General features: G+C 72.4%; 20 protein-coding genes and 1 pseudogene. 8 read left to right on the top strand and 13 right to left on the bottom strand.

What is annotated here, in order from left to right; translation table 11 throughout:
• The 5 genes from F9278_RS11160 to F9278_RS11180 all read right to left on the bottom strand — a co-directional run bounded on the left by F9278_RS11160 (position 1) and on the right by F9278_RS11180 (position 6,573).
• Entirely contained in the window at positions 1–3,120 is a 3,120-nt protein-coding gene (locus F9278_RS11160; protein ID WP_152168186.1) for an efflux RND transporter permease subunit, read from the bottom strand.
• 204 nt (positions 3,121–3,324) lie between these two features.
• On the bottom strand, positions 3,325–4,014 hold the full coding sequence (locus tag F9278_RS11165) for a response regulator (RefSeq protein ID WP_152168187.1): 690 nt from the start codon (positions 4,012–4,014) through the stop codon (positions 3,325–3,327).
• Positions 4,015–4,036: 22 nt separating this feature from the next.
• The gene (locus F9278_RS11170) at positions 4,037–5,284 is read right to left on the bottom strand and encodes a sensor histidine kinase (protein WP_152168188.1); all 1,248 of its coding nucleotides are present in this window, start codon (positions 5,282–5,284) and stop codon (positions 4,037–4,039) included.
• Positions 5,285–5,475: 191 nt separating this feature from the next.
• Positions 5,476–5,754, bottom strand: a complete 279-nt coding sequence (pspAA, locus tag F9278_RS11175) for a PspA-associated protein PspAA (protein ID WP_152168189.1) — start codon at positions 5,752–5,754, stop codon at positions 5,476–5,478.
• Between the two features lie 27 nt (positions 5,755–5,781).
• The gene (locus tag F9278_RS11180; protein ID WP_152168190.1) at positions 5,782–6,573 is read right to left on the bottom strand and encodes a PspA/IM30 family protein; all 792 of its coding nucleotides are present in this window, start codon (positions 6,571–6,573) and stop codon (positions 5,782–5,784) included.
• A gap of 347 nt (positions 6,574–6,920) precedes the next feature.
• Here F9278_RS11180 and F9278_RS11185 point away from each other — a divergent pair, with 347 nt between their 5' ends.
• Both F9278_RS11185 and F9278_RS11190 read left to right on the top strand, forming a co-directional pair.
• A complete protein-coding gene (locus tag F9278_RS11185) occupies positions 6,921–7,550 on the top strand; it encodes a DUF3043 domain-containing protein (RefSeq protein WP_193241437.1) in 630 nt (209 codons plus the stop codon).
• 83 nt (positions 7,551–7,633) lie between these two features.
• Complete coding sequence (locus F9278_RS11190) at positions 7,634–8,344, top strand: class I SAM-dependent methyltransferase (RefSeq protein ID WP_152168192.1); 711 nt, start codon at positions 7,634–7,636, stop codon at positions 8,342–8,344.
• Between the two features lie 273 nt (positions 8,345–8,617).
• Here F9278_RS11190 and F9278_RS11195 read toward each other — a convergent pair whose 3' ends face one another.
• The gene (locus tag F9278_RS11195; protein ID WP_152168193.1) at positions 8,618–8,821 is read right to left on the bottom strand and encodes a hypothetical protein; all 204 of its coding nucleotides are present in this window, start codon (positions 8,819–8,821) and stop codon (positions 8,618–8,620) included.
• A gap of 126 nt (positions 8,822–8,947) precedes the next feature.
• On the opposite strand from F9278_RS11195, the gene F9278_RS11200 reads away from it, so the two are divergent.
• The gene (locus tag F9278_RS11200; RefSeq protein WP_152168194.1) at positions 8,948–10,150 is read left to right on the top strand and encodes a bifunctional adenosylcobinamide kinase/adenosylcobinamide-phosphate guanylyltransferase; all 1,203 of its coding nucleotides are present in this window, start codon (positions 8,948–8,950) and stop codon (positions 10,148–10,150) included.
• Here F9278_RS11200 and F9278_RS11205 read toward each other — a convergent pair.
• The gene (locus F9278_RS11205) at positions 10,139–11,050 is read right to left on the bottom strand and encodes a class I SAM-dependent methyltransferase (protein WP_152168195.1); all 912 of its coding nucleotides are present in this window, start codon (positions 11,048–11,050) and stop codon (positions 10,139–10,141) included. The genes F9278_RS11200 and F9278_RS11205 overlap by 12 nt on opposite strands.
• Before the next feature lie 172 nt (positions 11,051–11,222).
• Between F9278_RS11205 and cobT the strand changes: the two genes are divergently transcribed.
• Together cobT and F9278_RS11215 are read left to right on the top strand one after the other, a co-directional pair.
• Positions 11,223–12,344, top strand: coding sequence for a nicotinate-nucleotide--dimethylbenzimidazole phosphoribosyltransferase (cobT, locus tag F9278_RS11210; protein WP_226966692.1), 1,122 nt, complete (start codon positions 11,223–11,225; stop codon positions 12,342–12,344).
• Between the two features lie 171 nt (positions 12,345–12,515).
• A pseudogene (locus tag F9278_RS11215) lies at positions 12,516–13,475 on the top strand (phosphatidylglycerol lysyltransferase domain-containing protein); the annotation flags it as partial.
• A gap of 178 nt (positions 13,476–13,653) precedes the next feature.
• Here F9278_RS11215 and F9278_RS11220 read toward each other — a convergent pair.
• The gene (locus tag F9278_RS11220) at positions 13,654–14,508 is read right to left on the bottom strand and encodes a hypothetical protein (RefSeq protein ID WP_152168196.1); all 855 of its coding nucleotides are present in this window, start codon (positions 14,506–14,508) and stop codon (positions 13,654–13,656) included.
• A 70-nt stretch (positions 14,509–14,578) separates the two neighbouring features.
• Between F9278_RS11220 and F9278_RS11225 the strand changes: the two genes are divergently transcribed.
• Positions 14,579–15,391 (top strand): adenosylcobinamide-GDP ribazoletransferase, encoded by an 813-nt coding sequence (locus tag F9278_RS11225; protein WP_152168197.1) that lies wholly within the window; start codon positions 14,579–14,581, stop codon positions 15,389–15,391.
• Here the strand turns inward: F9278_RS11225 and F9278_RS11230 are convergent, their stop codons facing one another.
• From F9278_RS11230 to F9278_RS11250, 5 genes are all read right to left on the bottom strand, one after another.
• Positions 15,392–16,201, bottom strand: a complete 810-nt coding sequence (locus tag F9278_RS11230) for an endo alpha-1,4 polygalactosaminidase (protein WP_152168198.1) — start codon at positions 16,199–16,201, stop codon at positions 15,392–15,394. It lies immediately after the preceding gene.
• Positions 16,198–16,878 carry a spherulation-specific family 4 protein gene (locus F9278_RS11235; protein WP_152168199.1) on the bottom strand — a complete coding sequence of 227 codons (681 nt, stop codon included), beginning with the start codon at positions 16,876–16,878 and terminating at the stop codon, positions 16,198–16,200. Before F9278_RS11235 ends, F9278_RS11230 begins: the two co-directional genes overlap by 4 nt.
• On the bottom strand, positions 16,875–18,368 hold the full coding sequence (locus F9278_RS11240) for a hypothetical protein (protein ID WP_152168200.1): 1,494 nt from the start codon (positions 18,366–18,368) through the stop codon (positions 16,875–16,877). Before F9278_RS11240 ends, F9278_RS11235 begins: the two co-directional genes overlap by 4 nt.
• Positions 18,365–19,888: a GT4 family glycosyltransferase PelF gene (pelF, locus tag F9278_RS11245; RefSeq protein ID WP_152168201.1), complete on the bottom strand. Its 1,524-nt coding sequence runs from the start codon at positions 19,886–19,888 to the stop codon at positions 18,365–18,367. The genes F9278_RS11240 and pelF overlap by 4 nt, the downstream gene beginning before the upstream one ends.
• 147 nt (positions 19,889–20,035) lie before the next feature.
• Entirely contained in the window at positions 20,036–22,069 is a 2,034-nt protein-coding gene (locus tag F9278_RS11250; protein WP_226966693.1) for a hypothetical protein, read from the bottom strand.
• Between the two features lie 499 nt (positions 22,070–22,568).
• On the opposite strand from F9278_RS11250, the gene F9278_RS11255 reads away from it, so the two are divergent.
• Positions 22,569–24,104: a leucyl aminopeptidase gene (locus F9278_RS11255; RefSeq protein ID WP_152168202.1), complete on the top strand. Its 1,536-nt coding sequence runs from the start codon at positions 22,569–22,571 to the stop codon at positions 24,102–24,104.
• Between the two features lie 321 nt (positions 24,105–24,425).
• Complete coding sequence (lpdA, locus tag F9278_RS11260) at positions 24,426–25,814, top strand: dihydrolipoyl dehydrogenase (RefSeq protein WP_152168203.1); 1,389 nt, start codon at positions 24,426–24,428, stop codon at positions 25,812–25,814.
• Positions 25,815–25,849: the final 35 nt, after the last annotated feature.

Here is a 25,849-nt window from a genome sequence, read left to right on the forward strand (position 1 = left end):
TCAGACCCCGGCGGGCTCCGGCTCCTCCGACTGCTCGGTGGGGGCGGGTGCCGTGCCCGCCCGCTTCAGGGCCTTCTTCTTGGCCCGGCGCTCCTTGCGGATCTCGATCATCGCGTAGAGGGTCGGGACCAGCAGGAGGGTCAGCAGCGTCGACGTGATCAGACCGCCGATGACGACCACGGCCAGCGGCTGGGCGATGAAGCCGCCCTCGCCGGTGATGCCGAGGGCCATGGGCAGCAGCGCGAAGATCGTCGCCAGTGCCGTCATCAGGATCGGGCGGAGGCGGTGGCGACCGCCCTCGATGACGGCCTCGACGGTGCCGTAGCCCTGGCGGCGGTACTGGTTGATCAGGTCGATCAGCACGATCGCGTTGGTCACCACGATGCCGATGAGCATCAGCATGCCGATCATCGCCGGGACACCCATCGGGGTGCCGGTGATGATGAGCAGGCCGATCGCGCCGGTGGCCGCGAACGGGATGGAGACCAGCAGGATCAGCGGCTGGACCAGGGACCGGAAGGTCGCCACCAGCAGCATGAAGACGATCGCGATCGCCGCGAGCATCGCGAGACCGAGCGAGGCGAAGGCCTCGTCCTGGTCCTCGGAGACACCGCCGATGGCGGCGGTGGCGCCCTCGGGCAGCTTCAGGGCGTCCAGCTTGGCGGTGAGGTCGGTGCTGACCGCGCCGGTGTTGTCGCCCTTGGGCTTGGCCGTGATCGTCGCGGCGCGCTGGCCGTCGATCCGGGTCATGGAGACCGGGCCGTCCACCAGTCGGACGTCCGCGATGTCGCTCAGCCTCACCGCGCCCAGCCGCAGGTCCCGCAGCTCCTCAAGTGTCTCGGCGGGCTTCGCCGACCTGATGACGACGTCCCGCTCGGTGTCGTCGAGGACGGCCCGGCCGCTGGTCGTACCGCGGACGGCCTGGGAGACGGCCGCGCCGAGGGTCTGGTCGTCGAAGCCGGCCGCGGCGGCCTTGTCGGTGGCCCGCACCGAGATGCGCGGCACGCTCTGGGCGAGGTCGCTGGTGACGTCGGTGACGTTGTCCATGGTGGAGACCGCGTCACGGACCTGCTCGGCGGCCTTGCGCAGCACGTCGGCGTCGGCGGCCTTGACGACCACGCTGAGGTCCTGGCTGCCGAAGGCGTCGCCGACCGCGACGGTCGTCGTCCCGATCCCGGAGAGCCCGGCGAGGCCCTTCTCGATGGTGTCCTGGACACCGGCGGCGTCGCCCGAGTCGTCCAGCATGACGCTGTACGAGGCCTGGTTGGAGTCGGTGCCCCCGCCGAACGCGGCCATGAAGCCGGAGGAGCCGATGGTGACCTGGTAGTCCTTGACTCCCTTGGTGCCGGCGAGCAGCTTCTCGACCTTCCTGGTCTGCTCGTCGGTCGCCCCGAGGCTGGTGCCGGGCTTCAACTCCTGCTTGAGGCTGAGGACTTCCTGGTCGCCCGGGTCGAAGAAGTTCGTCTTCAGCAGCGGGGCCATGCCGAACGTGCCGATCAGCACGACGGCGGCGATGGCCACACTGGTCAGGCGGCGGCTGGTGGCGAAGCGCAGGACGGGGACGTAGAAGCGCTGGAGGCGGCTCCTGGCCTCCTTCTCCTCCGCCTCGCGGCGGGCCTCCTCGGCGTCCTCGGGCGTGCCCTTCGGGGCGCGCAGGAACCAGTACGACAGCACCGGGACCACGGTCAGGGAGACCACCAGGGAGGCCAGCAGGGCGGCCGTCACGGTCAGCGAGAAGCTGCCGAACAGCTCGCCGACCATGCCGCCGGTGAGGCCGATCGGGAGGAACACGGCGACCGTCGTCAGCGTGGAGGAGGTGACCGCGCCGGCGACCTCGCGGACCGCCTTGAGGATGGCCTCCTCGCGCTCCTCGCCGTAGCCGAGGTGCCGCTTGATGTTCTCCAGCACCACGATCGAGTCGTCGACGACCCGGCCGATGGCGATGGTCAGCGCGCCGAGGGTGAGCATGTTGAGGGAGAGGTCGCGGGTCCACAGGACGATCAGCGCGAGGACCACCGACAGCGGGATGGAGACCGCGGTGACGAGGGTCGAGCGGATCGACGCCAGGAAGACCAGGATGACCAGGACCGCGAAGACCAGACCGAGGGTGCCCTCGGTGGTCAGGCCCTCGATGGACTTGGCGACCGCCGGGCCCTGGTCGCTGACCACGGTGACGGTGGCGCCGGAGCCCAGGTCGCGGCGCATGTCCGCCAGCTTGTCCTCGACGGCCTCGGAGATGGCGACCGCGCTGCCGTTGCGGTCCATGGTGACCATGACCGCGAGGCTCGGCTCACCGTTCGTGCGGGTGATCGAGTCGGCCTTGGCCTGCTCCTCCTCGACGTCCGCGACATCGGCGAGACGTACGGGCTTCCTGGCGCCCTCGCCGCGCACCATCAGGTTCTCGATCTGCTCCAGCGAGGTGTAGCCGCCGCCGACCTGGACGGTGCGGTTGGCGCCGTCCTCGTCGAAGGAGCCCGCCGGGATGGTGACGCCGCCCGCCTGGAGGGCCTGCGCGAGCGCCATCGTGGTCAGGCCGGCCTTCGCCAGCTTCGCGTCGTCGGGGGTGACGGTGACCTGGACGTCGCGTACGCCGTCGACGGTGACCTGGCCGACGCCGTCGATGGCCTCGACGGTCGGGACGACGGTCCGGTCGAGCTGGTCCGCCAGGGCCTGCTGGTCCTGGTCGGAGGAGACGGCGAGGACGACGGTCGGCATGTCGTCCGTCGAGCCCGCGATCACCTGCGGGTCCACATCGTCCGGGAGCTGCGCGCGGACCCGGTTGACGGCCTGCTGGACGTCGGCGACGAGCTGGTCGGTGCCGGGGCCGTAGTCGAAGGACGCCATGATCAGGGCGTTGCCCTCGCTGGCGGTGGAGGTGACACCGGTGATGCCGTCGACGCCTTCGAGGCTGTCCTCGACGGGTTCGACGACCTGCTTCTCGACCACGTCCGGGGACGCGCCCTGGTAGGGCGCGAGCACGGACACCATGGGCAGTTCGATGGTGGGCAGCAGCTGCTGCTTGAGCTGGGGTATCGCGATCGCCCCGAAGACGAGCGCGATGATCGACATCAGACCGACGAGGGCCCGCTGTGCGAGGCTGAACCGAGACAGCCAGGACATGGGTCAGGGTCTCTCTTCTGTGGCGTGAGCGGAGGACGAACGCCCATGTGCCACCTACGGCTTGTATCTCTCATGTGAAGCCGGTGTGCCGCAGATGTGAGCGCTCACCTCATACCCTGGGCCATAGGGGCCCCTGTTCCCTCGCTCCCCAGGGCCATTTCCTTATGCCGCGCATACTCCGAGTGGAGTACTCTCCGGCCGCTCTCAGTCCACCCTCGGTCGTACCAGGCCCGACTCGTACGCGAAGACCACCAGCTGGGCCCGGTCGCGGGCGCCGAGCTTGGCCATGGCCCGGTTGACGTGTGTCTTCACGGTCAGCGGGCTGACCTCCAGCCGCTCCGCGATCTCGTCGTTGGAGTGCCCGGCGGCGACCTGCACCAGCACCTCGCGCTCACGGCCGGTCAGGGTGGCGAGCCGCACCGAGCGGGCGGCGGCGCCGCCCTCGCCGTCGTCGGAGTCGTCCGGCTGGGCGAGGAAACGGGCGATCAGGCCCTTGGTGGCGGCGGGCGACAGCAGCGCCTCGCCACCGGCGGCCACCCGGATCGCGTTCAGCAGTTCGTCGGGCTCGGAGCCCTTGCCGAGGAAGCCGGAGGCGCCGGCGCGCAGCGAGCGCACCACGTAGTCGTCGACCTCGAAGGTGGTGAGGATGACGACCCGGACATGGGCGAGCGTCGGATCGGCGCTGATCAGCCGGGTGGCGGCCAGTCCGTCCGTGCCCGGCATCCGGATGTCCATCAGCACGACGTCCGCCCGCTTCTCCTTCGCGAGCCGCACCGCCTCCGCCCCGTCCGACGCCTCCCCCACGACCTCCATGTCCGGCTCGGAGTCGACGAGCACCCGGAACGCACTGCGCAGCAGCGCCTGGTCGTCGGCGAGCAGGACACGGATCGTCATACGGGGTCCCCCGGAGCGCTGGTCATGGTCGTACGACCTGTTCTGCCGCGGTCGTTCGGGTCTTGAGCGGCAGGATCGCATGGACGCGGAAGCCGCCGCCGTAGCGGGGTCCGGTGGTGAGGGCGCCGCCGAGCGCGGCGACCCGTTCCCGCATGCCCAGCAGACCGTGACCGCCACCCCCGGCCCCCTCCTCGTCCCCGTCGCCGTCCCCACCCGTGTCCCCGGTGCCGTTGTCGAGGACGGTGACCTCCACGTTCGAGCCGACGCGTACGACGCTGACCTCGGCCTTCGCCTCCTCGCCCGCGTGCTTGTGCACATTGGTCAGGGCTTCCTGGATGACCCGGTACGCGACGAGGTCGACGGCGGCCGGGAGGGTCACGCCCTCGTCGGCGCGGACCACCTCGACGGCGAGGCCCGCGCTGTGGAAGGTGCCGACGAGTTCGCCGAGCCGGACCAGGCCCGGGGCGGGTTCGGTGGGGGCCTCGGGGTCGCCGGACTGACGGAGCAGACCGACCGTGGCACGCAGTTCGTTGAGCGCGGAGCGGCTGGCCTCGCGGACGTGGGCGAGGGCCTCCTTGGCCTGGTCGGGCCGCTTGTCCATGACGTGCGCGGCGACTCCTGCCTGCACATTGACCAGGGCGATGTGGTGGGCGACGACATCGTGCAGATCACGGGCGATCCGCAGCCGTTCCTCGGCGACCCGGCGGCGGGCCTCCTCCTCGCGGGTGCGCTCCGCGCGTTCGGCGCGCTCCCTTATGGCGTGCACGAAGGCGCGACGGCTGCGCATCGCGTCCCCGGCGCAGGCGGCCATGCCGGTCCAGGCGAAGATGCCGATGTTCTCCTGGTCGTACCAGGGCAGCGGGCCGGCGAGCATGGCCGTGCCCGTCAGCACGGTCATCGTGAGCAGGCCCACGCGCCAGGTGGTGGGGCGGTCGGTGGTGGAGGCGACCGTGTAGAGGGCGATCACGGCGGACATCGCGACGGGGGTTCGCGGGTCGCCGGTCACCAGTTCGGCGAGGGTGAGCGCGGAGGTGGCGGCCAGCACGGCCATGGGGGCGCGGCGGCGGCCGATCAGGACGGCGGCGGCCGGGACCATGAGCGCGATGCTGAGCGCGCCGGGGGTGCGGGCGCCCCACTTGTCGCCGTGCTCGGCGTGCGGGTCGACGAACGAGCCGGCCACCATCGCGACGAGGACGCCCAGGGCGAGGGCGGCGTCCAGCGCGGTGGGGTGCGCTGTCAGCCAGGTCCTGGCTCGGTGGAGGGTGGTCACGGTTGTTCACCGTACGGGGTTCTTGCAGGTGGGGGAACGGGTGGTAGCTGTAACCGGGGCCGGAGGGTTTGGTGGGTTGTCGGTCGGGTGCAGGGCCGGTGGGGGCTGGTCGCGACCACGCGGCGGAGCCGCATGTCGACACAGCCCCGCGCCCCTGAAGGACACGGCCCTTCAAGCCTGTCCGACGGTCCTCACCCCGGGATCAGGCCGTCGTCGCTCAGCATCTCCCTGACCTCCTCCAGCGTCGCGTCCGGGGACGGGAGGATGAGTTCCGAGGGCTCCAGGGAGTCGTCGGGGAGGGGGGTGCCCAGTTCTCGGACCTTGTCCAGGAGGGCGTGGAGGGTGTGGCGGAAGCCCGAGCCGTCGCCGACCTCCATCTCCGCCAGGAGTACGTCGTCCAGCTTGTTCAGCTCGGCGAAGTGGACGTCGTCCAGCCTCACCTGCCCCTCCCCCATGATCCGTACGATCATGTCGCCCTCCTCCGGGACGAGAGACGCCTACTTGTCGAAACGCGGGGTGTCCTGCTGCTGCGACTGCTGCTGCTGCGGGGCAGCCTGGCCGGTGCCGCCCTCGATGGCCTGCTGCTGCGCGGACGGGCCGCCCGCCAGCTCGGCCTTCATGCGCTGGAGCTCCAGCTCGACGTCCGTACCGCCGGAGAGACGGTCCAGCTCGGCCTGGATGTCGTCCTTGTGCATGCCCGACGGGTCGTCGAGGGCACCTGAGGCGAGCAGCTCGTCGATGGCGCCGGCGCGGGCCTGGAGCTGCGCGGTCTTGTCCTCGGCGCGCTGGATCGCGAGGCCGACGTCGCCCATCTCCTCGGAGATGCCGGAGAACGCCTCGCCGATCCGGGTCTGGGCCTGGGCGGCGGTGTACGTGGCCTTGATCGTCTCCTTCTTCGTACGGAAGGCGTCGACCTTGGCCTGAAGGCGCTGCGCGGCGAGGGTCAGCTTCTCCTCCTCGCCCTGGAGGGTGGAGTGCTGCGTCTCCAGGTCCGTCACCTGCTGCTGGAGCGCGGCGCGACGCGAGAGCGCCTCGCGGGCCAGGTCCTCGCGGCCCAGCGCGAGCGCCTTGCGGCCCTGGTCCTCCAACTTCGACGACTGGGACTGGAGCTGGTTGAGCTGAAGCTCCAGGCGCTTGCGGGAGGTGGCGACGTCGGCCACGCCCCGGCGCACCTTCTGGAGCAGCTCCAGCTGCTTCTGATACGAGTAATCAAGGGTCTCGCGCGGGTCCTCGGCCCGGTCAAGGGCCTTGTTCGCCTTCGCGCGGAAGATCATCCCCATACGCTTCATGACACCGCTCATGGGCTTCGCGCGCCCCCTTCTGACGGACTCCAGCTCACAGGTCTCTCGACAGAACCCACAGTACGGGCCCTGCTTCTATTACCGCACTGTTCGGGGACGGATGCGCTCATCCCCAAGGACGACTGTGCACGGCGCCGCTCCGGCGTAGGGAGTAGGTGTCTCCCGGGGTTACGTACGGGCCGATCCCCGGAATACCTCAGATCTCCTACGGGCGAACCGTCACCGCGCGTCCCCCTTTTCCGGCCTTTCGGGTTTTCCCGAACACTTTCGCCCCAGCTCTGTCTCCAGCAAGGACGTCGGGTGTTGCCGGATCGTTCCCCACTCGGCTGGGGTCCATGCCCCGGCACCCCGTACCCTTGGGTTTTGTGTTCCGTAGCCGCGCCAAGAGCGAGAAGGAATCGGTCGCCGACAAGGCGCTGGCGACCGACTCCCAGCAGACCCGTGACCCGCAGGCCCCCAAGGGTCGTCCCACTCCCAAGCGGAGTGAGGCCCAGGGGCAGCGCCGAAGCGTCGCCAATACGCCGACGACCCGCAAGGAGGCCGCGAGGCGCTCCCGCGACGAGCGTCGCTCCGCGATGGAGAAGCAGCGTCAGGCGCTGGCGACCGGCGACGAGCGTTATCTGCCCGCCCGGGACAAGGGTCCCGTGCGCAGGTTCGCCCGTGACTTCGTGGACTCGCGCTTCCACATCGCGGAGTTCTTCCTGCCGCTGGCCGTGATCATCCTGGTGCTGAGCATGGTGCAGGTGGCGTCGCTGCAGAACGTCGCGCTGCTGCTGTGGCTCTTCGTGATCGTGCTGATCGTGGTCGACTCGATCAGCCTCGGGTTCCGGCTGAAGAAGCAGCTCGCCGCGCGCTTCCCCGACGCGAACAAGAAGGGCGCCGTCGCCTACGCCCTCATGCGCACCCTCCAGATGCGTCGCCTCCGGCTGCCGAAGCCGCAGGTCAAGCGCGGAGAGCGGCCCTGAGCACGACCTCTTTCCCCGGTGGTGCCGCCGAGGCCTGGCTGAACCGGCTGGGCACCCTGCGTGAGGTCGTCCGGCAGGAGCTGGTGTCCCGGCAGCTCGACGAGCAGATAGCCGGCCGCTTCCCGGTCGGGCAGCGGCTGCGGGTGCTCGACGTGGGCATGGGGCAGGGCACACAGGCGCTGCGGCTGGCCCGTGCCGGGCACGCGGTGACCGGGATCGAGCGCGAGGCACGGCTGATCGCCGTGGCCCGGGAGGCGCTGGCCGCCGAGCCCGAGGGCATCCGGGGGCGGGTGCGGATCGTCGAGGGCGACGGCCGGGACACGGGGGTGCACTTCCTGCCGGGCAGTTTCGACGTGGTGCTCTGTCATGGGGTGCTGATGTACGTCGAGGAGCCCGACGCCCTACTGGCGGGGCTGGCGCGGATGCTGGCGCCCGGGGGGCTGCTGTCGCTGCTCGTACGGAACGGCGACGCGCTCGCGATGCGGGCGGGGCTGGCCGGGGACTGGGCGGGGGCGTTGGCCGCGTTCGACACCACCGCGTACCGGAATCGGCTCGGGCTGGATGTGCGGGCGGATCGGCTCGCCGTGTTGACGGACGCGCTCGGGGGGATCGGGGCGCCGTTGCACGCGTGGTACGGGGTGCGGGTGTTCACCGACCTGGCGGCGGACGACGCGGGGGTGCCTGCGGGGGCGGGCGACCTGGAAGTGCTGCTCGCGGCGGAGGAGCGGGCGGGGCGGACGGATCCATATCGGCAGGTGGCGGCGTTGCTGCACCTGTGCGGGGTGCGGGGCTGAGGGCGCCTCGTAGCTCGGGGGTGCGGGTGTCGTTGGCGGGTGCGGATCCGGTGGGGCTTCTCGCGCCCCTGAAAAACCCCAGGCCCCCGCGGCCCTGAAAGGCAACCGGCGGGGGGCCTGAAAAGCACGGGACGCAGCCCCGGCTTTCCAGGGGCGCGGGGAACCGCGCGAGAAGCCCCACCGGGCCGCACCCGCCAACGCACCCCGTCCCGCCAAATCCCTCCGCGGGATCGGGGCGGAGCCCCGTACAGGGGCCCCGCCCGTCGCGGAACGCTACGCGTGCAGGCTCATCGGCCCGTAGATCTCCGTCGTGTCCTCGAAGAGCCGCACCTGATCCGCGCCGCCCTCCAGCAGCGCCTTCCAGTGCTCGCCGATCCACGACTCGGCATCCCCCTGGGTCGTGAACTCCTCGGGCTGGACCGCGGGCTGGACCTCCGCCCCGTCGGCCTTCTCGAACCGCCACAGCCATGCCGCCATGTGAGCCTCCGTAAGTACCGGCCCGGCACCGCACGCGCAGCACCGAGCAAGATCCGGTTCCGTCCTGAGCCTAGTCGGACGCACAAGACCTGCGGGTGTTCATCCGCGCACGGGAGACTCGGGGGTGTGGAACTGACATTGCTCGGCACCGGCGCTCCCGCGGGGCTGCCCCGCCCCGACTGTCCGTGCGCGGTGTGCGCGACCGCGCTCGGTGCTGCCGCGCGCGGGGCGACCGCGCTGCTCGTGGACGGCACACTGCTGCTCGACCTCACTCCGGGCGCCGCCCTGGCCGCCGCGCGCGCCGGGCACTCGCTGACCGGTGTGCGCCAGGTGTTGCTGTCGCATCCGCACGACGGGCCCGCCGTGGAGGTCCCGGCGGGACTGCCGCAGCCGGGGCGGGTGCCGGACGGGCGGGAGCTGGCGCTGCTGACCGGGCACCGGGTGCGGGCGCTGGCCCTGGACGCGCCGGGGACGGGGTACGCGGTGACCGGGCCGGGCGGGCAGCGGCTGCTGTATCTGCCGCCGGGGGGCGCGCCCGCCGGTGTGGAGGAGCGGGCGCAGCCGTACGACATGGTGCTCCTCGATGTGGTGGGGCGGCCGGACGCGCTGGCGCGGCTGCGGGCGGCGGGGGCCGTGGGGCCGACGACCGATGTCGTCGCCGTGCACCTCGACCACGGTGTGCCGCCGGACGGCGAGTTGCCGCGCCGGCTCGCGGCGGCGGGCGCGCGCGCCGTGCCCGACGGGACGACGCTGGCGGTGGGCGCCTACCAGGACGTGCCCGACGTACCGCGCCGCACGCTGGTGCTCGGCGGGGCGCGGTCCGGGAAGTCGGTGGAGGCCGAACGGCGGCTGGAGGCGTTCCCCGACGTGCTGTACGTGGCGACGGGCGGGACGCGGGGCGGGGACGGGGAGTGGGCCGAGCGGGTCGCCGTCCACCGGGAGCGGCGCCCCGGCACCTGGAGCACGGCCGAGACCTGCGATCTCGTCCCGCTGCTCAAGGACGACGAGGGGGCGCCGCTGCTCATCGACTGTCTGTCGCTGTGGCTGACCGACGCGATGGACTCGGTGGGGGCGTGGGACGACGCGGAGTGGGCCGGTGGTGGGGAGCGCGCGCTCCGGGCGCGTGTCACCGAGCTGACCGTGGCCGTACGGCACACGCGCCGCACGGTGGTCGCCGTCTCCAACGAGGTCGGCTCCGGCATCGTCCCCGCCACCGCCTCCGGCCGCCGCTACCGCGACGAACTCGGGCGTCTGAACACGGCCTTCGCGAACGAGTGCGAGCACGTGCTGCTTGTGGTGGCGGGGCAGGCCCTGTCGCTACGGGGCTGAGGGAGCGCCGCCGGTCCGTTCTCGTGGGGTCGCGGGGGCGGTCGGGTGCGTCGTGCGGCGCGCGATGATGCGGTGTGCGCGGGGCGGGAGGGGGGCGCAGGCGCGGCGGACCAGCACTTCGTAGCCCAGGGACGCCAGTTCGGCGAGCAGATTGCGCAGGGGCATGAGGTGGAGGGGGCGCGGGCGGTCGGACGGTTTCCACAGCCGCCGTCCGCCGCCGGGCAGTGTGCCGAACGGGCGGGCCGGGTCCGGGACTTCGAGGAGGAGATGGCCGCCGGGGCGCAACACCGCGCGGGCGGCCCGGAGTTCCGCACGGGGGTCGGTGGTGTGTTCGAGGTGGTGGAGCATGCTGACCACGTCGTAGCGGGCGCGCAGCCGCGCGGTGATCTCCGGGTCGGTGAGCAGCCCCTGATGCGCCTCCTCCACCCGCCCGGCCTCCCACGCCGCCTCGACCCTCGGGGTCGCGTCGAGGCCGTCGAAGGAGGTGTACGGGTGGATCGCGCGCGCGGCCTCCGGGAAGTGGCCGTGGCCGGTGCCGACGTCGAGCCAGCTCTCCGGCTCCGGGTACGGCAGCAGCGCGCGGGCCGCGCCCCGGAGGTGCCGGCGCCGGCGGCGCCCGACGGGGTTCGGGCCGAGGTCGTCCTCGACGGCGTGCTGGTGCTGCCGCAGCAGCAGCCCGTCCGTCGTGGGCCGGGGGTTCTGGAAGGCGTGCGCGCAGTCCCGGCACTCGTCCACCACGAACGTGCCCGGCGTGCGCCGCCTCCCCTCCGGCGCACGCACCCGCGTACGCAACTGCCGTGAGCCGCACCACGGGCAGTCGCTCCGGCGCGGTTCGTGGAAGGGGTCGACTCCCGGTTCTCCGGTGAAGGGGCCGGGCTCCGGCCGCGGGGTGGGGGACATGGCGGCTCCTGGGACAGCGGGGCGGGACATGGGGACATTCGCCTCAAAAAGGTACGTAGGCGGTCGCCGTCCCGGTCGCAATGACGTGCCCGTGGCGCGCGGGGACGTCCGTACGTCCCGGGGTCACGGTGTGGCGCTGTCGTGTTCGATCGCTGCCGGTACTGTTCGGCGAATGAGCTCGCTTAATCTCGACGACTTCACCGATCTGATCGAGCGCCCCGACGGTGGGGTGCGCCGCGACGCCGAGGCGCGGCGGGAGCGGCAGATCGTGCCACCCGGGGCGCTGGGCCGTCTCGACGAACTCGGTGAATGGCTGGCGGCGGCGCAGTCGGCGGTGCCGGTGCGGCCGATCCGACAGGCCCGCGCGGTGCTGTTCGCGGGCGACCACGGGATCGCCGAACTCGGCGTCTCCGCGCGGGCCGCGGGCACCGCGGACCAGCTGGTGCGGGCCGTCCTCGACGGCAGCAGCCCGATGGCGGTGCTGGCCCGGCAGCTCGACGTCCCCGTACGCGTGGTGGATCTCGCGCTCGACTGCGACCCCGAGGCGCTGCCCGCCGAGGTCGTACGGCACCGGGTGCGGCGCGGGTCCGGGCGGATCGACATCGAGGACGCGCTGACGCCGGAGGAGGCGGAGGCGGCGTTCCGGGTGGGCGTCGCCCTCGCGGACGAGGAGGCGGACTCCGGGACGGATCTCGTCGTCCTCGGCGATGTGAGCGTCGGCGGGACCACGGCGGCGGCCGTCCTCGTCGCCGGGCTGTGCGGGACCGACGCGTCCGTGGTCACCGGGCGCGGTGGGCGGGCGATCGACGATCTGGCGTGGATGCGCAAGTGCGCGGCCGTACGGGACTCGCTGCGGCGGGCCCGGCCGGTGCTCGGGGACCAGTTGCAGCTGCTGGCGACGGTGGGCGGGGCGGATCTCGCCGCGATGACCGGGTTCCTGTTGCAGAGCGCGGTGCGGAAGACGCCGGTGATCCTGGACGGCGTGGTGTCGGCGGCGTGTGCGCTGGTCGCCCAGCGGGTCGCGTTCCGGGCGCCGGACTGGTGGCTGGCCGGGCAGAGCAGCGGGGAGCCGGCGCAGGCCAAGGCGCTGGACCGGATGGCCATCGAGCCGCTGCTCGACCATGGGGTGAAGGTCGGCGAAGGGGTGGGGGCGCTGCTGGCGCTGCCGCTGGTCCGGGCCGCGGCGTCCCTGTCGGCGGAGCTGCCGGAACGGGAGTCGGCGGGACCGGCGGAGCCGGTGGAAGCCGCGGTGGCCGAGGAGAAGGATCTCGCCGCGGAGTACGACGCGACGTAGGCCTCGGGCCCCGGGGTTCGTTGTCGGGTGCGGGTGGGTGGGGCTTCTCGCGCAGTTCCCCGCGCCCCTGAAACAGCAGGGGCCGTTGCTTTCCGGGGCGCGGGGAACTGCGCGGCCAGCCCCCACTCACCCGCGCCCGAAATCGAAACCCGCCCCCTAAGATCCCATTTCATGGGAAACGTCCGGTCTCGGCGGGCCGCCGCGTTCGCCGTCCGGTATTTGCGGGTCGTCGCGTTCGTCAACTTCCTCGGGGCCGTGTGGGTGTCGCTGGGCCAGGACCTGCGGCGGCACAACACGGAGGACTACTTCACGCCGTACCTGCTGACGGCAGGATTCGCGACGGGCGTGTTCACGACGTTCCTGGCGATCACCATGCGGCGCCGCAAGCGGGCGGCGTGGATTCTGAACGTGGTGCTGGGCGGGCTGTTCCTGCTGCTGTTCCTGTTCGCGATGGCGTTCGCGGAGATCAGGCAGCACGCCCAGAACTGGGTGTCCACCGCGCTCACCGCCGCCTTCGTGGCCTCGCTGCTCGTCGGGCGGCGCGAGTTCTACGCGAAGGGCGACCGGTCGAACCCCCGGCTCGCCGCGGCCGTCGGCGTCGGCGGACTGCTCGTGTGCTCCCTGCTCGCCACGCTCCTCGTCACCGTCACCAACGAGGCCGACGACGCGCACCGCTCGTCGTTCTGGGACCGCTGGGGGTGCGGGGCCCTGCGGCTGGTGTCGGTCGCCGCCGACGACTCCGGCTTCGTCGGGATCACCACGCCCACCTGGGTGAACGTCGTCATCAACATCCTCAGCACCCTGCTCGTCCTCGCCGTGTTCTACGCCGCCTTCCGCTCCCGTCGCGCCGTCGACCCGCTCACCGAGGACGACGAGGCGAGGCTGCGGGCGCTGCTGGAGCGGAACGGCGACCGGGACTCCCTCGGCTACTTCGCCCTGCGGCGGGAGAAGAGCGTCGTGTGGTCGCCCACGGGCAAGGCGGGCATCGCCTATCGCGTGCTGGGCGGGGTCTCGCTCGCCTCCGGTGACCCGATCGGCGATCCCGAGGCCTGGCCCGGCGCCATCGAGCCCTGGCTCGCCGAGGCGCGGGCGCACGGCTGGATCCCGGCGGTGATGGGCGCGGGCGAGGAGGAGCTGCCGTGGTGGGACTCGCCGCGTATCTGGGATGGCGCCACCGGGCGTATGCCACGGCGGGCGCGGTGGTCGTGGCGATGGTCGTCGAGGTGCTGGTGAAGGAGAACCTCGCGGGCAGGGAGCATCTGGCGGCGATCGCGGCGGTGCTGGTGGTGTGCGGGGCCGAGGCCGTACGTCAGCGGCGCTCCGGCGGGTCGGGCGGGCCCGGTCGGTCGGCGGGAGCGGACGGACGTGACGGGCCCGACGGGCCGGGGGGCAGCGCGGGGCGGGCGGCCGACTTCAGCGCGGGCGGCTCGTCCGGGGTGCCGCCGATCCAGTCCTGAAGGCGGCGGCTGGGGCCCGTCCAGCGACGGTCGTGGCGGTAGGCGCGTTTCCAGGAGCGGGCGCGGGCGCGCGGGCGACGGCGGTAGAAGCGGCGGGCCCAGGCGGAGGTGGGGCGGGCCAGCCTGATCGCCCCGACGAGGGCGATGAACGGGATGACCACCCCGAAGATCGCCGTGCGGGTCTTGCCCTTGGCGAGCGCGATCAGGGCGATGAGGAAGTTCGAGCCCATGGTGGCCATGACGGCGCCCCGGTCCTGGAGTTCCTCGTCGTCGAGGTCGTTGACGCCGAACGGGAGGAAGCCGACCAGCATCAGGCCCACCAGGGCGGCCGTCAGCACCACCACCTCGACGCTCTGCCGGCCCGCCTCGCTCCAGTACACGTCGTCGAGGTGCAGGATCAGCGCGAACTCGTCCAGCACCAGGCCCACACCCATGCCGAACAGCACGGCGGACAGCAGCGCGCCGAAGCCGTGCCCGTCCCCGGCGACCGAGCCGAAGCCGCCGATGACGGTGAGGACGACTCCGGGGACGACATGGTGGATGTGGACGCCGCCGCTGCCGCTGATGTTGCGGAAGGGGCCCTTGCCCGCGCGGATGAGGCGGGTGATGACCCGGGTGATCAGGAACGTGAGGATGAACGCGGTGAGCGCGAGAAGCAGCGGCAGTTTGCCCGGCTCGATGATGTTCCGCTCCCACCAGTGACCCATATGCGCACTTTATCCAGCACTGCCCCCGGGCGCCGCCGAGCCCGCCGGCTCCGCCGGGTAGCCTGCGCCGGTGCCCACGCCCCCCGAGCCCTCCCCTTCGTCCTCCGCGCCCACGCTCGCCGACGGTCTGCGGTTCGCCTTCGGCACCCTGACCGTGCTGCCGGTGACCGTGCGCCGCTGGGACCGCGAGGCGGCGCGCGCCGGAATGCTGTGCGCGCCCGTCGCCGGGCTGGCGGTGGGCCTGGCCTCGGCCGCGCTCGGCGGGCTGCTGCTGCTCCTGGGCGCCGGTCCCCTGCTCGCCGCCGTGGCCTCCGCCGCCGTACCGGCCGCGCTCACCCGGGGCCTCCATCTGGACGGCCTCGCCGACACCGCCGACGGTCTCGGCAGCGGCAAGCCCGCCGAGGACGCCCTGCGGATCATGAAGCAGTCGGACATCGGGCCGTTCGGGGTCATCACCCTCGTGCTCGTCCTGCTGGCCCAGGTCGCCGCGCTCGCCGAGGCGTACGGCGAGTCCTGGGCGCTGGGCGCGCTCGCGGCGGCCGTCTCGGCGACCGTCGCGCGGCTGGCCCTGACCCTGGCCGCGCGCGCCGGCGTACCCGCCGCCCGGCCCGAGGGGCTGGGGGCGGCGGTGGCGGGCGTGGTGCCGGTGCGGGGCGCGCTGCTGGTGGCCGTCGCGGTCGGGTGCGCGGCGGCGGGCGCGGGGGCGCTCTTCGGGCCGTACGACATCGGCCGTACGGTCCTCGCGGTCGTCCTCGGCTGTGGTGCCGCCGCACTCCTCCTGCGGCACTGCGTACGGCGGTTCGGCGGTGTCACCGGTGATGTGTTCGGCGGCCTCGCGGAGACGGCGGCGACGGCGGCGCTCGTCGTGTTCGCCCTCGGGTGATCAGCAGGCCTTCCGCCACACCCCCAGCTCCCACTTCTTCAGCAGCGAGCTGAGTTCCAGGCGCCGGGCCTCGGGGCAGAAGTCGCCCGTCGGTATCTCGTACTCGACGTGGAAGACGGCCTTGCCTGCCTCGATGAACGGGGTCAGGTCGTCGCACTCCTCGTACTGGGCGCACTGTTCGTTGACCGCGAAGTCGAAGTCGTCGACGAGTTCGGGGATCTGGTCGAGGTCGTTCTTCAGGCCGACAGCGAGGCCCCGTTCGTGGGCGAGGCGGGCGACGAGGCGGTTGTAGCGGAGCTGGTCGGCGGCCTTCAGCGGGAAGCCGGTCTCGTTGCGGTAGCCGTCCATGTTGTCGGGCTCGACGGCGTCGAAGCCCTTCTCCGCGCACATGTCGATACGGGCGGCCATCAGGGGTTCGAGGACGTCGGTCGCGCGGATGTCGAGCCAGCGTTCGCCCTCCCAGCCGTTGCCCTTCCCGATGACCGACTTCGGGAAGTCGTCGGCGTCGGGGCGCCAGTCCTCCCAGGCGCCGGTGGAGAGGTAGCAGATCACCTTGCGGCCGTCGTCGTGGAGGCCGGCGACGGTGTCGGCGGAGTGGTCGAAGCCGTCGATGTCGTACACGGGGACGTCGACGGAGGTGTCCAGGCGCCCGCTGAGCTGCCACTGCCACGGGGTGCCGGGCTCCGGCCGCCAGCGGGCGCCCTCGCCCGTCCCGCCGCCGGTGCCCGCCTCGTCGTCGGTGGCGTCGGTGCACCCCGCTGTCAGCAGGAGCAGGGACAACAGGGCGCTGCGGGCGAGGGCGCGGCTCATCGGGTGGGCTCCAGGGAGTGCGGCAACGTACCCCAGGGATGATCCCCCACGCCGGGCACCGCACAGTGCACGGAGGCACCCCGGGCACGGGCCAGGGCGCCGACATCGATGTCGGGCGGCACTCCGTGCACCAGATGGCAGACCTGGGCGCCGAGGCCGCCGCTGCCGCCGGGCCAGGGCTCGGACGGCTGGTCCCGGTAGGTCTCCCAGGTGCCCTCGAAGGTGACGACGAGGTCGGCGATCCTGGCGTACGCGGGGTGCGGCGGGGTGCCGTGGTTGAGGGCGAGGGTGGCGGGTCCCGCGCCCCAGACGGCCGCCGCGAGCCGCCGGTAGTAGTCGAACCCGCCCGGCTCGGCGGCCACTTGGTCGAGGAACGTGCCGTCGGTGCCGTACCAGGCGTGGTACCGGGTCAGCTCGCGTACGACGTCGGTGACGGGTCTGCGGCCGTAGCCGGTGTCGGCGTAGCCGAGGAGCCGTACGCCGGCCGCCCTCAGCCGGTTGGCGGCCTGGATGAACGCCGGGTCGGGGGCGTCGCCCGGACCGCTCGCCGGGTTGAGGACGACGCCGTAGAGACGGGGCGCGGCGGCGATCAGGGCGTCCCATTCGGCGGGGCGGTCGGCGGGGTGCTCGTAGTAGGGAACCAGGAGAGAGGGGCGGGAAGGGGCGTGTGTGTTCATCGGTGCGCCGTCGCCCTTCCCAGCAGGCCGCAGACCAGGGTCGCCTGGAGCGTCGCCGCACCGCCGTAGACGAGCAGGCCGACGGCGTGCGGGTCGCCCGGGTACGCCGCCAGGGCCACCGTCTGGGTGAGGGCCGTGGCGCAGCAGACGGCGGCGGCGCCCAGGACCGCGCCGAAGGACTGGAGGAGCAGTCCCGTCCAGAGCACCGCGCCCAGCAGGAGCAGGCCCGCGAAGTGGACGGCGTCGAGACGTGGGGCCCCGGGCCAGAGCGCGGCCGTGGCGTGGGCCAGGATCAGCAGGGAGGCGAGGTAGCAGGCCATGCACTGGACCAGGGTCACCGTGGTGGCCCGCCAGAAGGCGCCCGGTGTGCTGGTGGCCCGCAGTCCGGCGAGGCCTCCGCTGCGGAAGCGGTACAGCAGCCATTCGGCGGGGCCCATGCTGAGGGTGAGCGCCACGGCGGCGGGCGTCGCGACCGAGCCGCGCCCCTCGTGGGCGATCACGTCCCCGACGGCCGCGTACAGCACGAGCACCCCGATGCCGAGGCCGAAGAAGGCGTACGGGAGGGAGGCCGCGAGCCGGGGTGAGACCCGGTCCTTCTCCTCGGCGCCGTCGGAAGCGGCGAGCAGGGTGACGCTTCCGGGCCGCAACTGCCGTACGGCGGGCGCGACTTCACGGGCCGCCAGCAGCACGACCGCCGCCAGGGAACCGGCCAGCAGGGAGAGCCTCGCCCAGACGGGCACCGGCTGGACCAGGGCGAACAGCGCGCCCGCCGTCATCGGCGACAGGCTGTACAGCAGGGCCCGTTCACGGCCGAGGACCAGCAGGACGGTCGCGGCGCCCAGATAGCAGGCCTCCCCCGCGGCGAAGAACACCGCGCCCGGATCGCCGTCACCCGCCGCCAGACGGGCGACCGCCGTGCAGAGCAGCGCGCCCACCGGGGCCCCGCCGGCCAGGGCGCGGCGGCACGCGTCCCGGTCGCCCAACCCGAGCCAGGAGTACGCCCGGTGGGCGAGCCCCTGGTTCCACATCCAGCCGCACAGCGCGCCGGCCAGCAGCGGGACCGTACCGGCGGGCAGGCCGGAGCCGTCCCCGGGGCCGGCCAGGAGGGGTGCGCCGAGGACGTAGGCCAGGCCGGGGAGGGCGAAGACCACGCCGCGCAGCAGACAGCCGAGCAGGCCGATCCGCCAGGGGTCGGGCGCGGGGCCCGACGGTTCGGGGTGGGCGCGCTCGACGCGTTCGTACAACTCCTCCGCCAGGGCGAAGGAGTTGCGGCAGCCGTAGCGTTCACGGGTCCGGTCGTCCGACATGCCGTCGGACTCCAGCAGTGCGGCTATCTCGTCCGGGTGGACGGCCGCGGCTATGAACTCGCGGTGCCGCTCGGCCAGTTGATCGACCGGGTCGGGCGCGGCCCAGCGCGGCCTGCGTTGCCTCGGGACGGCGGAAAGGGTGTCCGGCCGTCCGCCCGGGGGCGCGGGCAGGTCGCGGCTCACCAGCCGGTTCCGTCCGTCGGCCCCAACTGGTACCAGGGGTCGCGCAGTTCGACGGTCCAGTCGGCGACCGTCGCCGGCGCGGGCTCGTACACGGTCTCGTCCCGGCCCGCCAACTCCCGGTAGATCGTGCGGAAGGCGTCCACGGACCGGCGCAGGGTGAACCGGTCGATCACCCGTCGGCGCGCCGACTCGCCCAGTTCCCGGCGGCGTTCGTCGTCACGGAGGAGGGTGAGCGCGGCGGCGGCCATCATCTCCGGCTCGCGCGGCGGGACGACGATCCCGGTGTCGCCGACCGCCTCGCGGACCCCGCCGACGTCGGTCGACACGGTCGTACGGCCGCAGGACATGGCCTCGATGAGGGAGAACGGGAAGCCCTCGGAGATGGAGGAGAGCATCACGACGTGCCCGGCGGCGTAGGCCCGTCGGACCTCGGTGATCCGGCCCTCGAAGGTGAGCCCGTCCGTGACGCCCAGTTCGGCGGCGAGCTTCTCCAGTTCGGTGCGGTACTCCTCGCCGCCGGGCGGTACGGGACCGAACAGCCGGAGTCTGGTCTCCGGGATCTCGGCGCGGACCATGGCGTACGCGTGCAGCAGCGTCTCCAGATCCTTGATGGGGTCGACGCGCCCGCACCAGGTGAGGGTGGGCACCTCGGGTTCGGGGCCGGCGTGCGGGAAGGCGGCCGGGTCGACGCCGTTGTAGACCGTGCGGATCCGGTCGGCGTCGGCGCCGCCGCGCTCCTCCCAGCGGCGGTTGTACTGGTTGCAGGGGGTGATGAGGTCGGCGGCGCGGTAGCCGAGCCGGGTCAGCTCGCGGTGGAAGCCGAGCATGAAGGCCTTCACCGGCCAGCGCTGGTCGCTGCCGCGCTGGCCGAGGTAGCGCTCGCGCAGATAGATGCCGTGCTCGGTGAGCAGGAACGGTACGCCGTCCAGCTCCCGGGCGGCGAGCGCGGGCAGGGTGGCCAGGCCGCCGCTGACCGCGTGCGCCACACAGTCCTCCGGGATCCGGGCGGCGAGCGGGCGCAGGGCGTGTTCCAGCAGATCGGTCGCGGTGAGCGCGTCATGGACGGTGGGGTGCGCGGCGGCCGTCGCCAGATGCGGCATCGTCCAGATCCACATCAGCGAGCGCAGCGCGGACTCGGTGCGCAGGGCCGCCGACAGACGTCCGTCGCGGGCGAGTCCGGCCAACTCGTACAGGGCCGTGCCGAAGTCGCGGGGCGCCTCGGGGTCCAGGACGGAGAGCAGCAGCCGTTCATGGGCGTCGGTGAAGCGGCGGCGGGCCGCGCCGTACGGGGCGCGGGCGCGGCCGGGGCGTGGGCCCCAGGTGGGTACCGAGGTGTGCCGGTACACGTTCGGCGGCAGTTCCCAGGTCACGGGTTCGCGGCCGGTTCCGGTGAGCGACACGAGATGGAACTCGACGTCGGGCATGCCCCGGACGAGCTGGTCGCACCAGGTGCTGACCCCTCCGTGGACATGCGGGTAGGTGCCTTCGGTGAGCATGGTGACATGACTGCCGGTGCGCATGGCTGCGCCGCCCCCCTGTTGTTCTTGTTCGGATGATGTGCGGGGAACTGCCGACCGGACCCCGACTGCGGGTGCGTCGGGGCCGGTCGCGCCCCGCGGCGGAGCCGCATATCCAATACAGCCCCGCGCCCCTTTTCGGGGCGCGCTCTACTGGAGCTTGAGCTTCACGGCCGACCGGAGTGGTGCGGGCGTCGTCCAGGACGAGCGGGCTCCCGCGTACGGGGTGCCGAACGTGGTGGTGCCGAGCGGGAGTTGCTGGACTGTTCCCTTCGGGGCCGTCAGCGGGATCTCCAGCCCCTTGGGTGCCGTCACCGTCACCGTCGTGCCGATCCGGTACGCCGTGACCGTGCCGTTCGCGACGGCGGTCTGCCAGGCGGCCCGGCGCTTCAACTCGGTGCCGACCGCGTTCTGCCGGGGGCTCTCCAGCGGGGTGTCGGAGGTGAAGAGGTCCCGGTAGTCGGCGAGCACCTGGTCCAGGACCGGGTAGAGGAGGCGCTCCTCGGACAGGTTGGACTGGTGGGCGTAGTGCGGCCGGGGGTCGTTGCCGACCACGTGCAGCAGGGCGGTACGCACCTCCTGCGGGACGATGTGCGTCGCGTACCCCGTGGCCGGGTCCAGCGGGGCGGCCAGACAGGTGGAGGTCGCGTTGTTCTCGCAGATCCCGCTGCCGCCGTCGGCCGCCGAGGTGTAGACCCAGTTGTACTCGTCGACCATCTCGGCGGCGGTGCCCACGTTGTAGTAGACGTTCATCGGGTGCCGGGGCACGGTCAGCGCGGCGCCCACCGCACGCTGGGCGGGCTCACGGGAGTTGTCGGAGGCGATCCATCTGACACCGTTGTCGGAGAGGGCGCCCGCGAGGTTCGGGTTGTCGTCCGGCTGCTGCGGCAGCGTCCGCAGCCCCGAGTGCTCGCCCGTCACCAACTCGTCGCGCTGTACCGCGAGGCCGCGTGCGACGGCCCAGTCGTGGTTGTCGCGGATCTGCTTGGCGATCTCGGCGCGACTGAGATAGCGGGTGGTGCCGTTCGCGTTCTTCGCGCAGCTCCACGGGACGGTCGAGGTGTCCTGGACGCAGCCGAGGTACTGGTGGGTGTAGGTGTGGTTGATCCAGCGGTACGCGGCCCGGTCGGCGAGCAGCCGGTCGGCGAGGGCGTCCGCGTCGCCGTTCGCCGCCTTCCACTCCTCGCCGCTGCCCCCGTTGTAGACCATGTCGAGGGTGAAGCCGCTGGACCGCTGCCACTGCTTGGCGTACTCGGCGTCGGCGGCGGTCATCCGGATCGGCTCGGTCCCGGTGCCTTGCCCGTCACCGCAGTTGAAGCTGCCGGGGGTGCAGTTCCGCTCGGTGTCCCAGCGGCTGTCGGGCGCGAGGACGTCGTCGACGTGGACGGCGAAGTAGTTGCGGCTCCGCCCGAGGTGCACCCCGTCCGTCAGCCATTCGACGATGCCCCGGGCCAGCACCCGGAACTGCCGCTGGTGCTGGTTGTAGGCGAAGGTGACGACCAGTTCGCGGCGCCCGTCGTGGGCGTACTCGCCGACCAGGCTGCCCCGGCCGCTGCCGCCGGGCACCGGGAGGTCGACATAGCTGGTGTAGCCGGCGCGGGGCCGGGCGACGAAGCCGTAACTCTCCTGCGCGGAAGGGGAGTTGTCCTCGAAGGTGAACCGCCCGTCCAGATAGCCGAAGCGGCTCGCCTTCCCGGCGGCGGTCACCGTGGCCTCGCGGCCGTCCAGGGAGCCCGCCCAGCCGCCCTCGCTGGTGTAGTCGAGGCCGACCCCGGGGTGCGCCCAGGTGTAGGCGTCGACCTGCGGGATGCCGTACGTCCGCTCGTACGTCTCCAGGGCGGTCTGCTCGGCCGAACCGGCGCCGAACGGGGCCTCGTTGGGCAGGACCACGCCCTGGTACCTGGCGCGCGGGGTGCCGCCGACCGTGTCGCTGAGAAAGGCGGCGTTCACGGTCGGGCGGTTCGCGTCGTCGAGGTCCACGCGGGTGTACGGGACGCCGGTGTTCCGCAGTTCCTCGGCGATGGCCCGGACGGGGCTGTCGCCGTTGTCCAGCAGCAGGACCCGCAGATCGACGCGCGGTGCGGCGGCGGCCGACGCTTCGGGTATGCCCACGCCCGCCGCCAGCAGGCTCGCGCTCGCCACGAACGCGGCGGCGCTTCTCCATCCGGGCACGCTGTGCGTCATGTTCGCCCCTCCCCGAGAAAAGATCCCCCTGCGGCCGGACCGAGCGCATGCCGGGGGGAATCCGTGGAAATGATGAGGACCGATGAGTTGATCACTCACCGGCGGGACGAGTGTGTCCCAGGCCAGGGCATACGAGGCACGAAAATGACCATGAAGCCACATAGGGGTGAACGCCCGCAGGAGTGAGCGAAATCCAGCGCGCACGCTACGCGCGGAGACCCGTGGAGCTACGCGCATAGCGCCACGGAAGGCGCCACCCCCCGCCCGGCCATAAGGGATCCCCCTATGCCTGAGACATGGGGATCTCCCTGCACGGCCGGAGCGGAAAGTCGGGGAGGCTGGTCGCAGCGGACGCCGTGCGGACCGCGTGCGGACGGCGGGAACGCAACCGGCCGACGCCCCAGGTCCGATGGGCCGAACAAGGGCCTAGGCTCGTTCCCGGCACGTCGACCCATCCGTTCGGCCACCGAAACTCAATCGGAAGCGAGATTTCACCACCGTGACTGCTCTCACTCTCAGCACCGCCGCCGCGCCGGGCCTCCGGGTCGACGCGATCGTGGTCGGTGTCGCGAAGGGCGCCAAGGCACCGGTCGTAGCGCCGGGTGCCGAGGCCGTGGACAAGGCGTACGACGGCAAGCTGGCCGACGTCCTCACGACTCTCGGCGCCTCGGGCGCGGAGGGCGAGGTGACGAAGCTGCCCGCGCCGTCCGGCTTCAAGGCGCCGCTCGTGGTGGCGGTGGGCCTGGGCGCGGTGCCCGAGAAGGACGGCTCGTTCGGCACGGAGGCGCTGCGCCGCGCGGCCGGTGCCGCTGCCCGCGCCCTGTCCGGGACGAAGAAGGCCGCGTTCACGCTGCCCGTCCAGGCCGCCGACGCCGTGGCCGCCGTCGCCGAGGGCGCGCTGCTCGGCGCGTACTCCTTCGACGTCTACAAGGAGCTGGCGCCCGCGAACAACGCCGCGAAGGCGAAGAACGGCAAGGCGCCGCTCGCCGAGGTCACCCTGCTCGGCGCGAAGCCCCGCGACAAGGCCCACAAGGCCGCCGCCGAGCGCGCGATCGCGGTGACCGAGGAGCTGAACCGCGCCCGCGACCTCATCAACACCCCGCCGAACGACCTCGACCCGGAGGCCTTCGCCGCCGTCGCGCAGACCGCGGGCAAGGAACACGGCATCAAGGTGACCGTGCTCGACGAGAAGGCGCTCGCCAAGGGCGGCTACGGCGGCATCCTCGGCGTCGGCGCGGGCTCCGCGGCCACGCCCCGGCTGGTGCAGCTGTCGTACACCCACTCCAAGGCGAAGAAGCACCTGGCGTTCGTCGGCAAGGGCATCACCTACGACTCGGGCGGTATCTCGCTGAAGCCCGCCGGGCACAACGAGACGATGAAGTGCGACATGAGCGGTGCCGCCGCCGTGTTCGCCGCGGTCGTCGCCGCCGCGCGCCTCGGCCTTGAGGTCAACGTCACGGGCTGGCTCGCCCTCGCCGAGAACATGCCGTCCGGCTCCGCCACCCGCCCGGGTGACGTGCTGCGCATGTACAGCGGCAAGACCGTCGAGGTGCTGAACACCGACGCGGAGGGCCGGCTCGTCCTCGCCGACGCGCTCGCCAAGGCCTCCGAGGACAAGCCGGACGCGATCGTCGACGTGGCGACGCTGACCGGCGCGATGATGCTGGCGCTGGGCAACCGGACGTTCGGGATCATGGCCAACGACGACGCGTTCCGCTCCGCCGTGCACGAGGCGGCGGAGGAGTCGGGCGAGCCGGCGTGGCCGATGCCGCTGCCGGACCACCTGCGCAAGGGCATGGACTCCCCGACCGCCGACATCGCGAACATGGGCGAGCGCTACGGCGGCGGGCTCGTCGCCGGGCTCTTCCTGAAGGAGTTCGTGGGCGAGGGGATCACCTGGGCGCACCTGGACATCGCGGGGCCGGCGTTCAACGAGGGCGGGCCCTTCGGGTACACGCCCAAGGGGGGCACCGGGACGGCGGTGCGGACGCTGGTGCGGCTGGCCGAGCGGGCGGCCTCCGGCGACCTGGGGTGACATGCGGCGGCCTGGGCTGATGTTCGCCCAGGAGCTCGACGCCCGAGGAGCGTGGGCGACTGCGGGCCGGCTGTGGCCGGTCGCGCGGTTCCCCGCGCCCCTGGGTCGGCTGTCCTCGGGCCGCGTCACGAAGCGCGGCGTCACATCCGAGCGTGTGGTGTCTCACACCCCGGCCCGGCGTCTCGTTCCCTCCCGACAAGTGCGAAGATGGGGCTCGGCAGGACAGGGCCCCCACCACAGGGCCGAAGAAGAGCGGCCGGACCCAGCCGCCGCGCGGTCATGGACGACCGGCGTACGGCGCACATGCATGGAGGACGTGACGTGGCGAACGACGCCAGCACCGTTTTCGACCTAGTGATCCTCGGCGGTGGTAGCGGTGGTTACGCCGCGGCCCTGCGCGGGGCGCAGCTGGGCCTGGACGTCGCCCTGATCGAGAAGGACAAGGTCGGCGGCACCTGCCTGCACCGGGGATGCATTCCCACGAAGGCCCTGCTGCACGCGGGCGAGATCGCCGACCAGGCCCGCGAGAGCGAGCAGTTCGGTGTGAAGGCCACCTTCGAGGGCATCGACGTGCCCGCCGTGCACAAGTACAAGGACGGCGTGATCTCGGGCCTGTACAAGGGGCTCCAGGGGCTCATCGCCTCCCGCAAGGTCACCTACATCGAGGGTGAGGGCCGTCTCTCCTCCCCCACCTCCGTCGACGTCAACGGCCAGCGTGTCCAGGGCCGTCACGTCCTGCTGGCGACCGGCTCCGTGCCGAAGTCGCTGCCGGGCCTGGAGATCGACGGCAACCGGATCATCTCCTCGGACCACGCCCTCGTCCTGGACCGCGTGCCGAAGTCCGCGATCGTCCTCGGCGGCGGTGTCATCGGCGTCGAGTTCGCCTCCGCCTGGAAGTCCTTCGGGACGGACGTCACGGTCATCGAGGGCCTGAAGCACCTCGTCCCCGTCGAGGACGAGAACTCCTCCAAGCTTCTTGAGCGCGCGTTCCGCAAGCGCGGCATCAAGTTCAACCTGGGCACCTTCTTCTCGAAGGCCGAGTACACCCAGGACGGTGTCAAGGTCACCCTCGCCGACGGCAAGGAGTTCGAGGCCGAGGTGCTGCTGGTGGCCGTCGGCCGCGGGCCCGTCTCCGCCGGTCTCGGCTACGAGGAGCAGGGCGTCGCGATCGACCGCGGCTACGTCCTGGTCGACGAGTACATGCGCACCAACGTTCCGACCGTCTCCGCCGTCGGTGACCTGGTCCCGACGCTCCAGCTCGCGCACGTCGGCTTCGCCGAGGGCATCCTGGTGGCGGAGCGTCTGGCCGGCCTCAAGGCCGTGCCGATCGACTACGACGGTGTCCCGCGGGTGACGTACTGCCACCCGGAGGTCGCCTCCGTGGGCATCACCGAGGCCAAGGCCAAGGAGATCTACGGCGCGGACAAGGTCGTCGCTCTGAAGTACAACCTCGCGGGCAACGGCAAGAGCAAGATCCTGAACACCTCGGGCGAGATCAAGCTCGTCCAGGTCAAGGACGGTGCCGTGGTCGGCGTCCACATGGTCGGCGACCGCATGGGCGAGCAGGTGGGCGAGGCCCAGCTGATCTACAACTGGGAAGCCCTCCCCGCCGAGGTCGCCCAGCTCATCCACGCCCACCCGACGCAGAACGAGGCGCTCGGCGAGGCCCACCTGGCCCTCGCGGGCAAGCCGCTGCACTCGCACGACTGACCCCTCGGTCGACGAAGCGACGATCCAGACTTCCG

The organism is Streptomyces phaeolivaceus (genome assembly GCF_009184865.1).
Lineage (GTDB): Bacteria > Actinomycetota > Actinomycetes > Streptomycetales > Streptomycetaceae > Streptomyces > Streptomyces phaeolivaceus.

What these genes read in the sequence shown, in the direction of transcription:
- F9278_RS11205 (WP_152168195.1), bottom strand. Translation starts at nt 11,050, where the DNA reads ATGTCCCCCACCCCGCGGCCGGAGCCCGGCCCCTTCACCGGAGAACCG.
- F9278_RS11230 (WP_152168198.1), bottom strand. Translation starts at nt 16,201, where the DNA reads ATGAGCCGCGCCCTCGCCCGCAGCGCCCTGTTGTCCCTGCTCCTGCTG.
- F9278_RS11180 (WP_152168190.1), bottom strand. Translation starts at nt 6,573, where the DNA reads ATGAAGCGTATGGGGATGATCTTCCGCGCGAAGGCGAACAAGGCCCTT.
- cobT (WP_226966692.1), top strand. Translation starts at nt 11,223, where the DNA reads ATGAGCTCGCTTAATCTCGACGACTTCACCGATCTGATCGAGCGCCCC.
- F9278_RS11160 (WP_152168186.1), bottom strand. Translation starts at nt 3,120, where the DNA reads ATGTCCTGGCTGTCTCGGTTCAGCCTCGCACAGCGGGCCCTCGTCGGT.
- F9278_RS11235 (WP_152168199.1), bottom strand. Translation starts at nt 16,878, where the DNA reads ATGAACACACACGCCCCTTCCCGCCCCTCTCTCCTGGTTCCCTACTAC.
- F9278_RS11250 (WP_226966693.1), bottom strand. Translation starts at nt 22,069, where the DNA reads ATGACGCACAGCGTGCCCGGATGGAGAAGCGCCGCCGCGTTCGTGGCG.
- F9278_RS11195 (WP_152168193.1), bottom strand. Translation starts at nt 8,821, where the DNA reads ATGGCGGCATGGCTGTGGCGGTTCGAGAAGGCCGACGGGGCGGAGGTC.
- F9278_RS11185 (WP_193241437.1), top strand. Translation starts at nt 6,921, where the DNA reads ATGCCCCGGCACCCCGTACCCTTGGGTTTTGTGTTCCGTAGCCGCGCC.
- pelF (WP_152168201.1), bottom strand. Translation starts at nt 19,888, where the DNA reads ATGCGCACCGGCAGTCATGTCACCATGCTCACCGAAGGCACCTACCCG.
- F9278_RS11165 (WP_152168187.1), bottom strand. Translation starts at nt 4,014, where the DNA reads ATGACGATCCGTGTCCTGCTCGCCGACGACCAGGCGCTGCTGCGCAGT.
- pspAA (WP_152168189.1), bottom strand. Translation starts at nt 5,754, where the DNA reads ATGATCGTACGGATCATGGGGGAGGGGCAGGTGAGGCTGGACGACGTC.
- F9278_RS11220 (WP_152168196.1), bottom strand. Translation starts at nt 14,508, where the DNA reads ATGGGTCACTGGTGGGAGCGGAACATCATCGAGCCGGGCAAACTGCCG.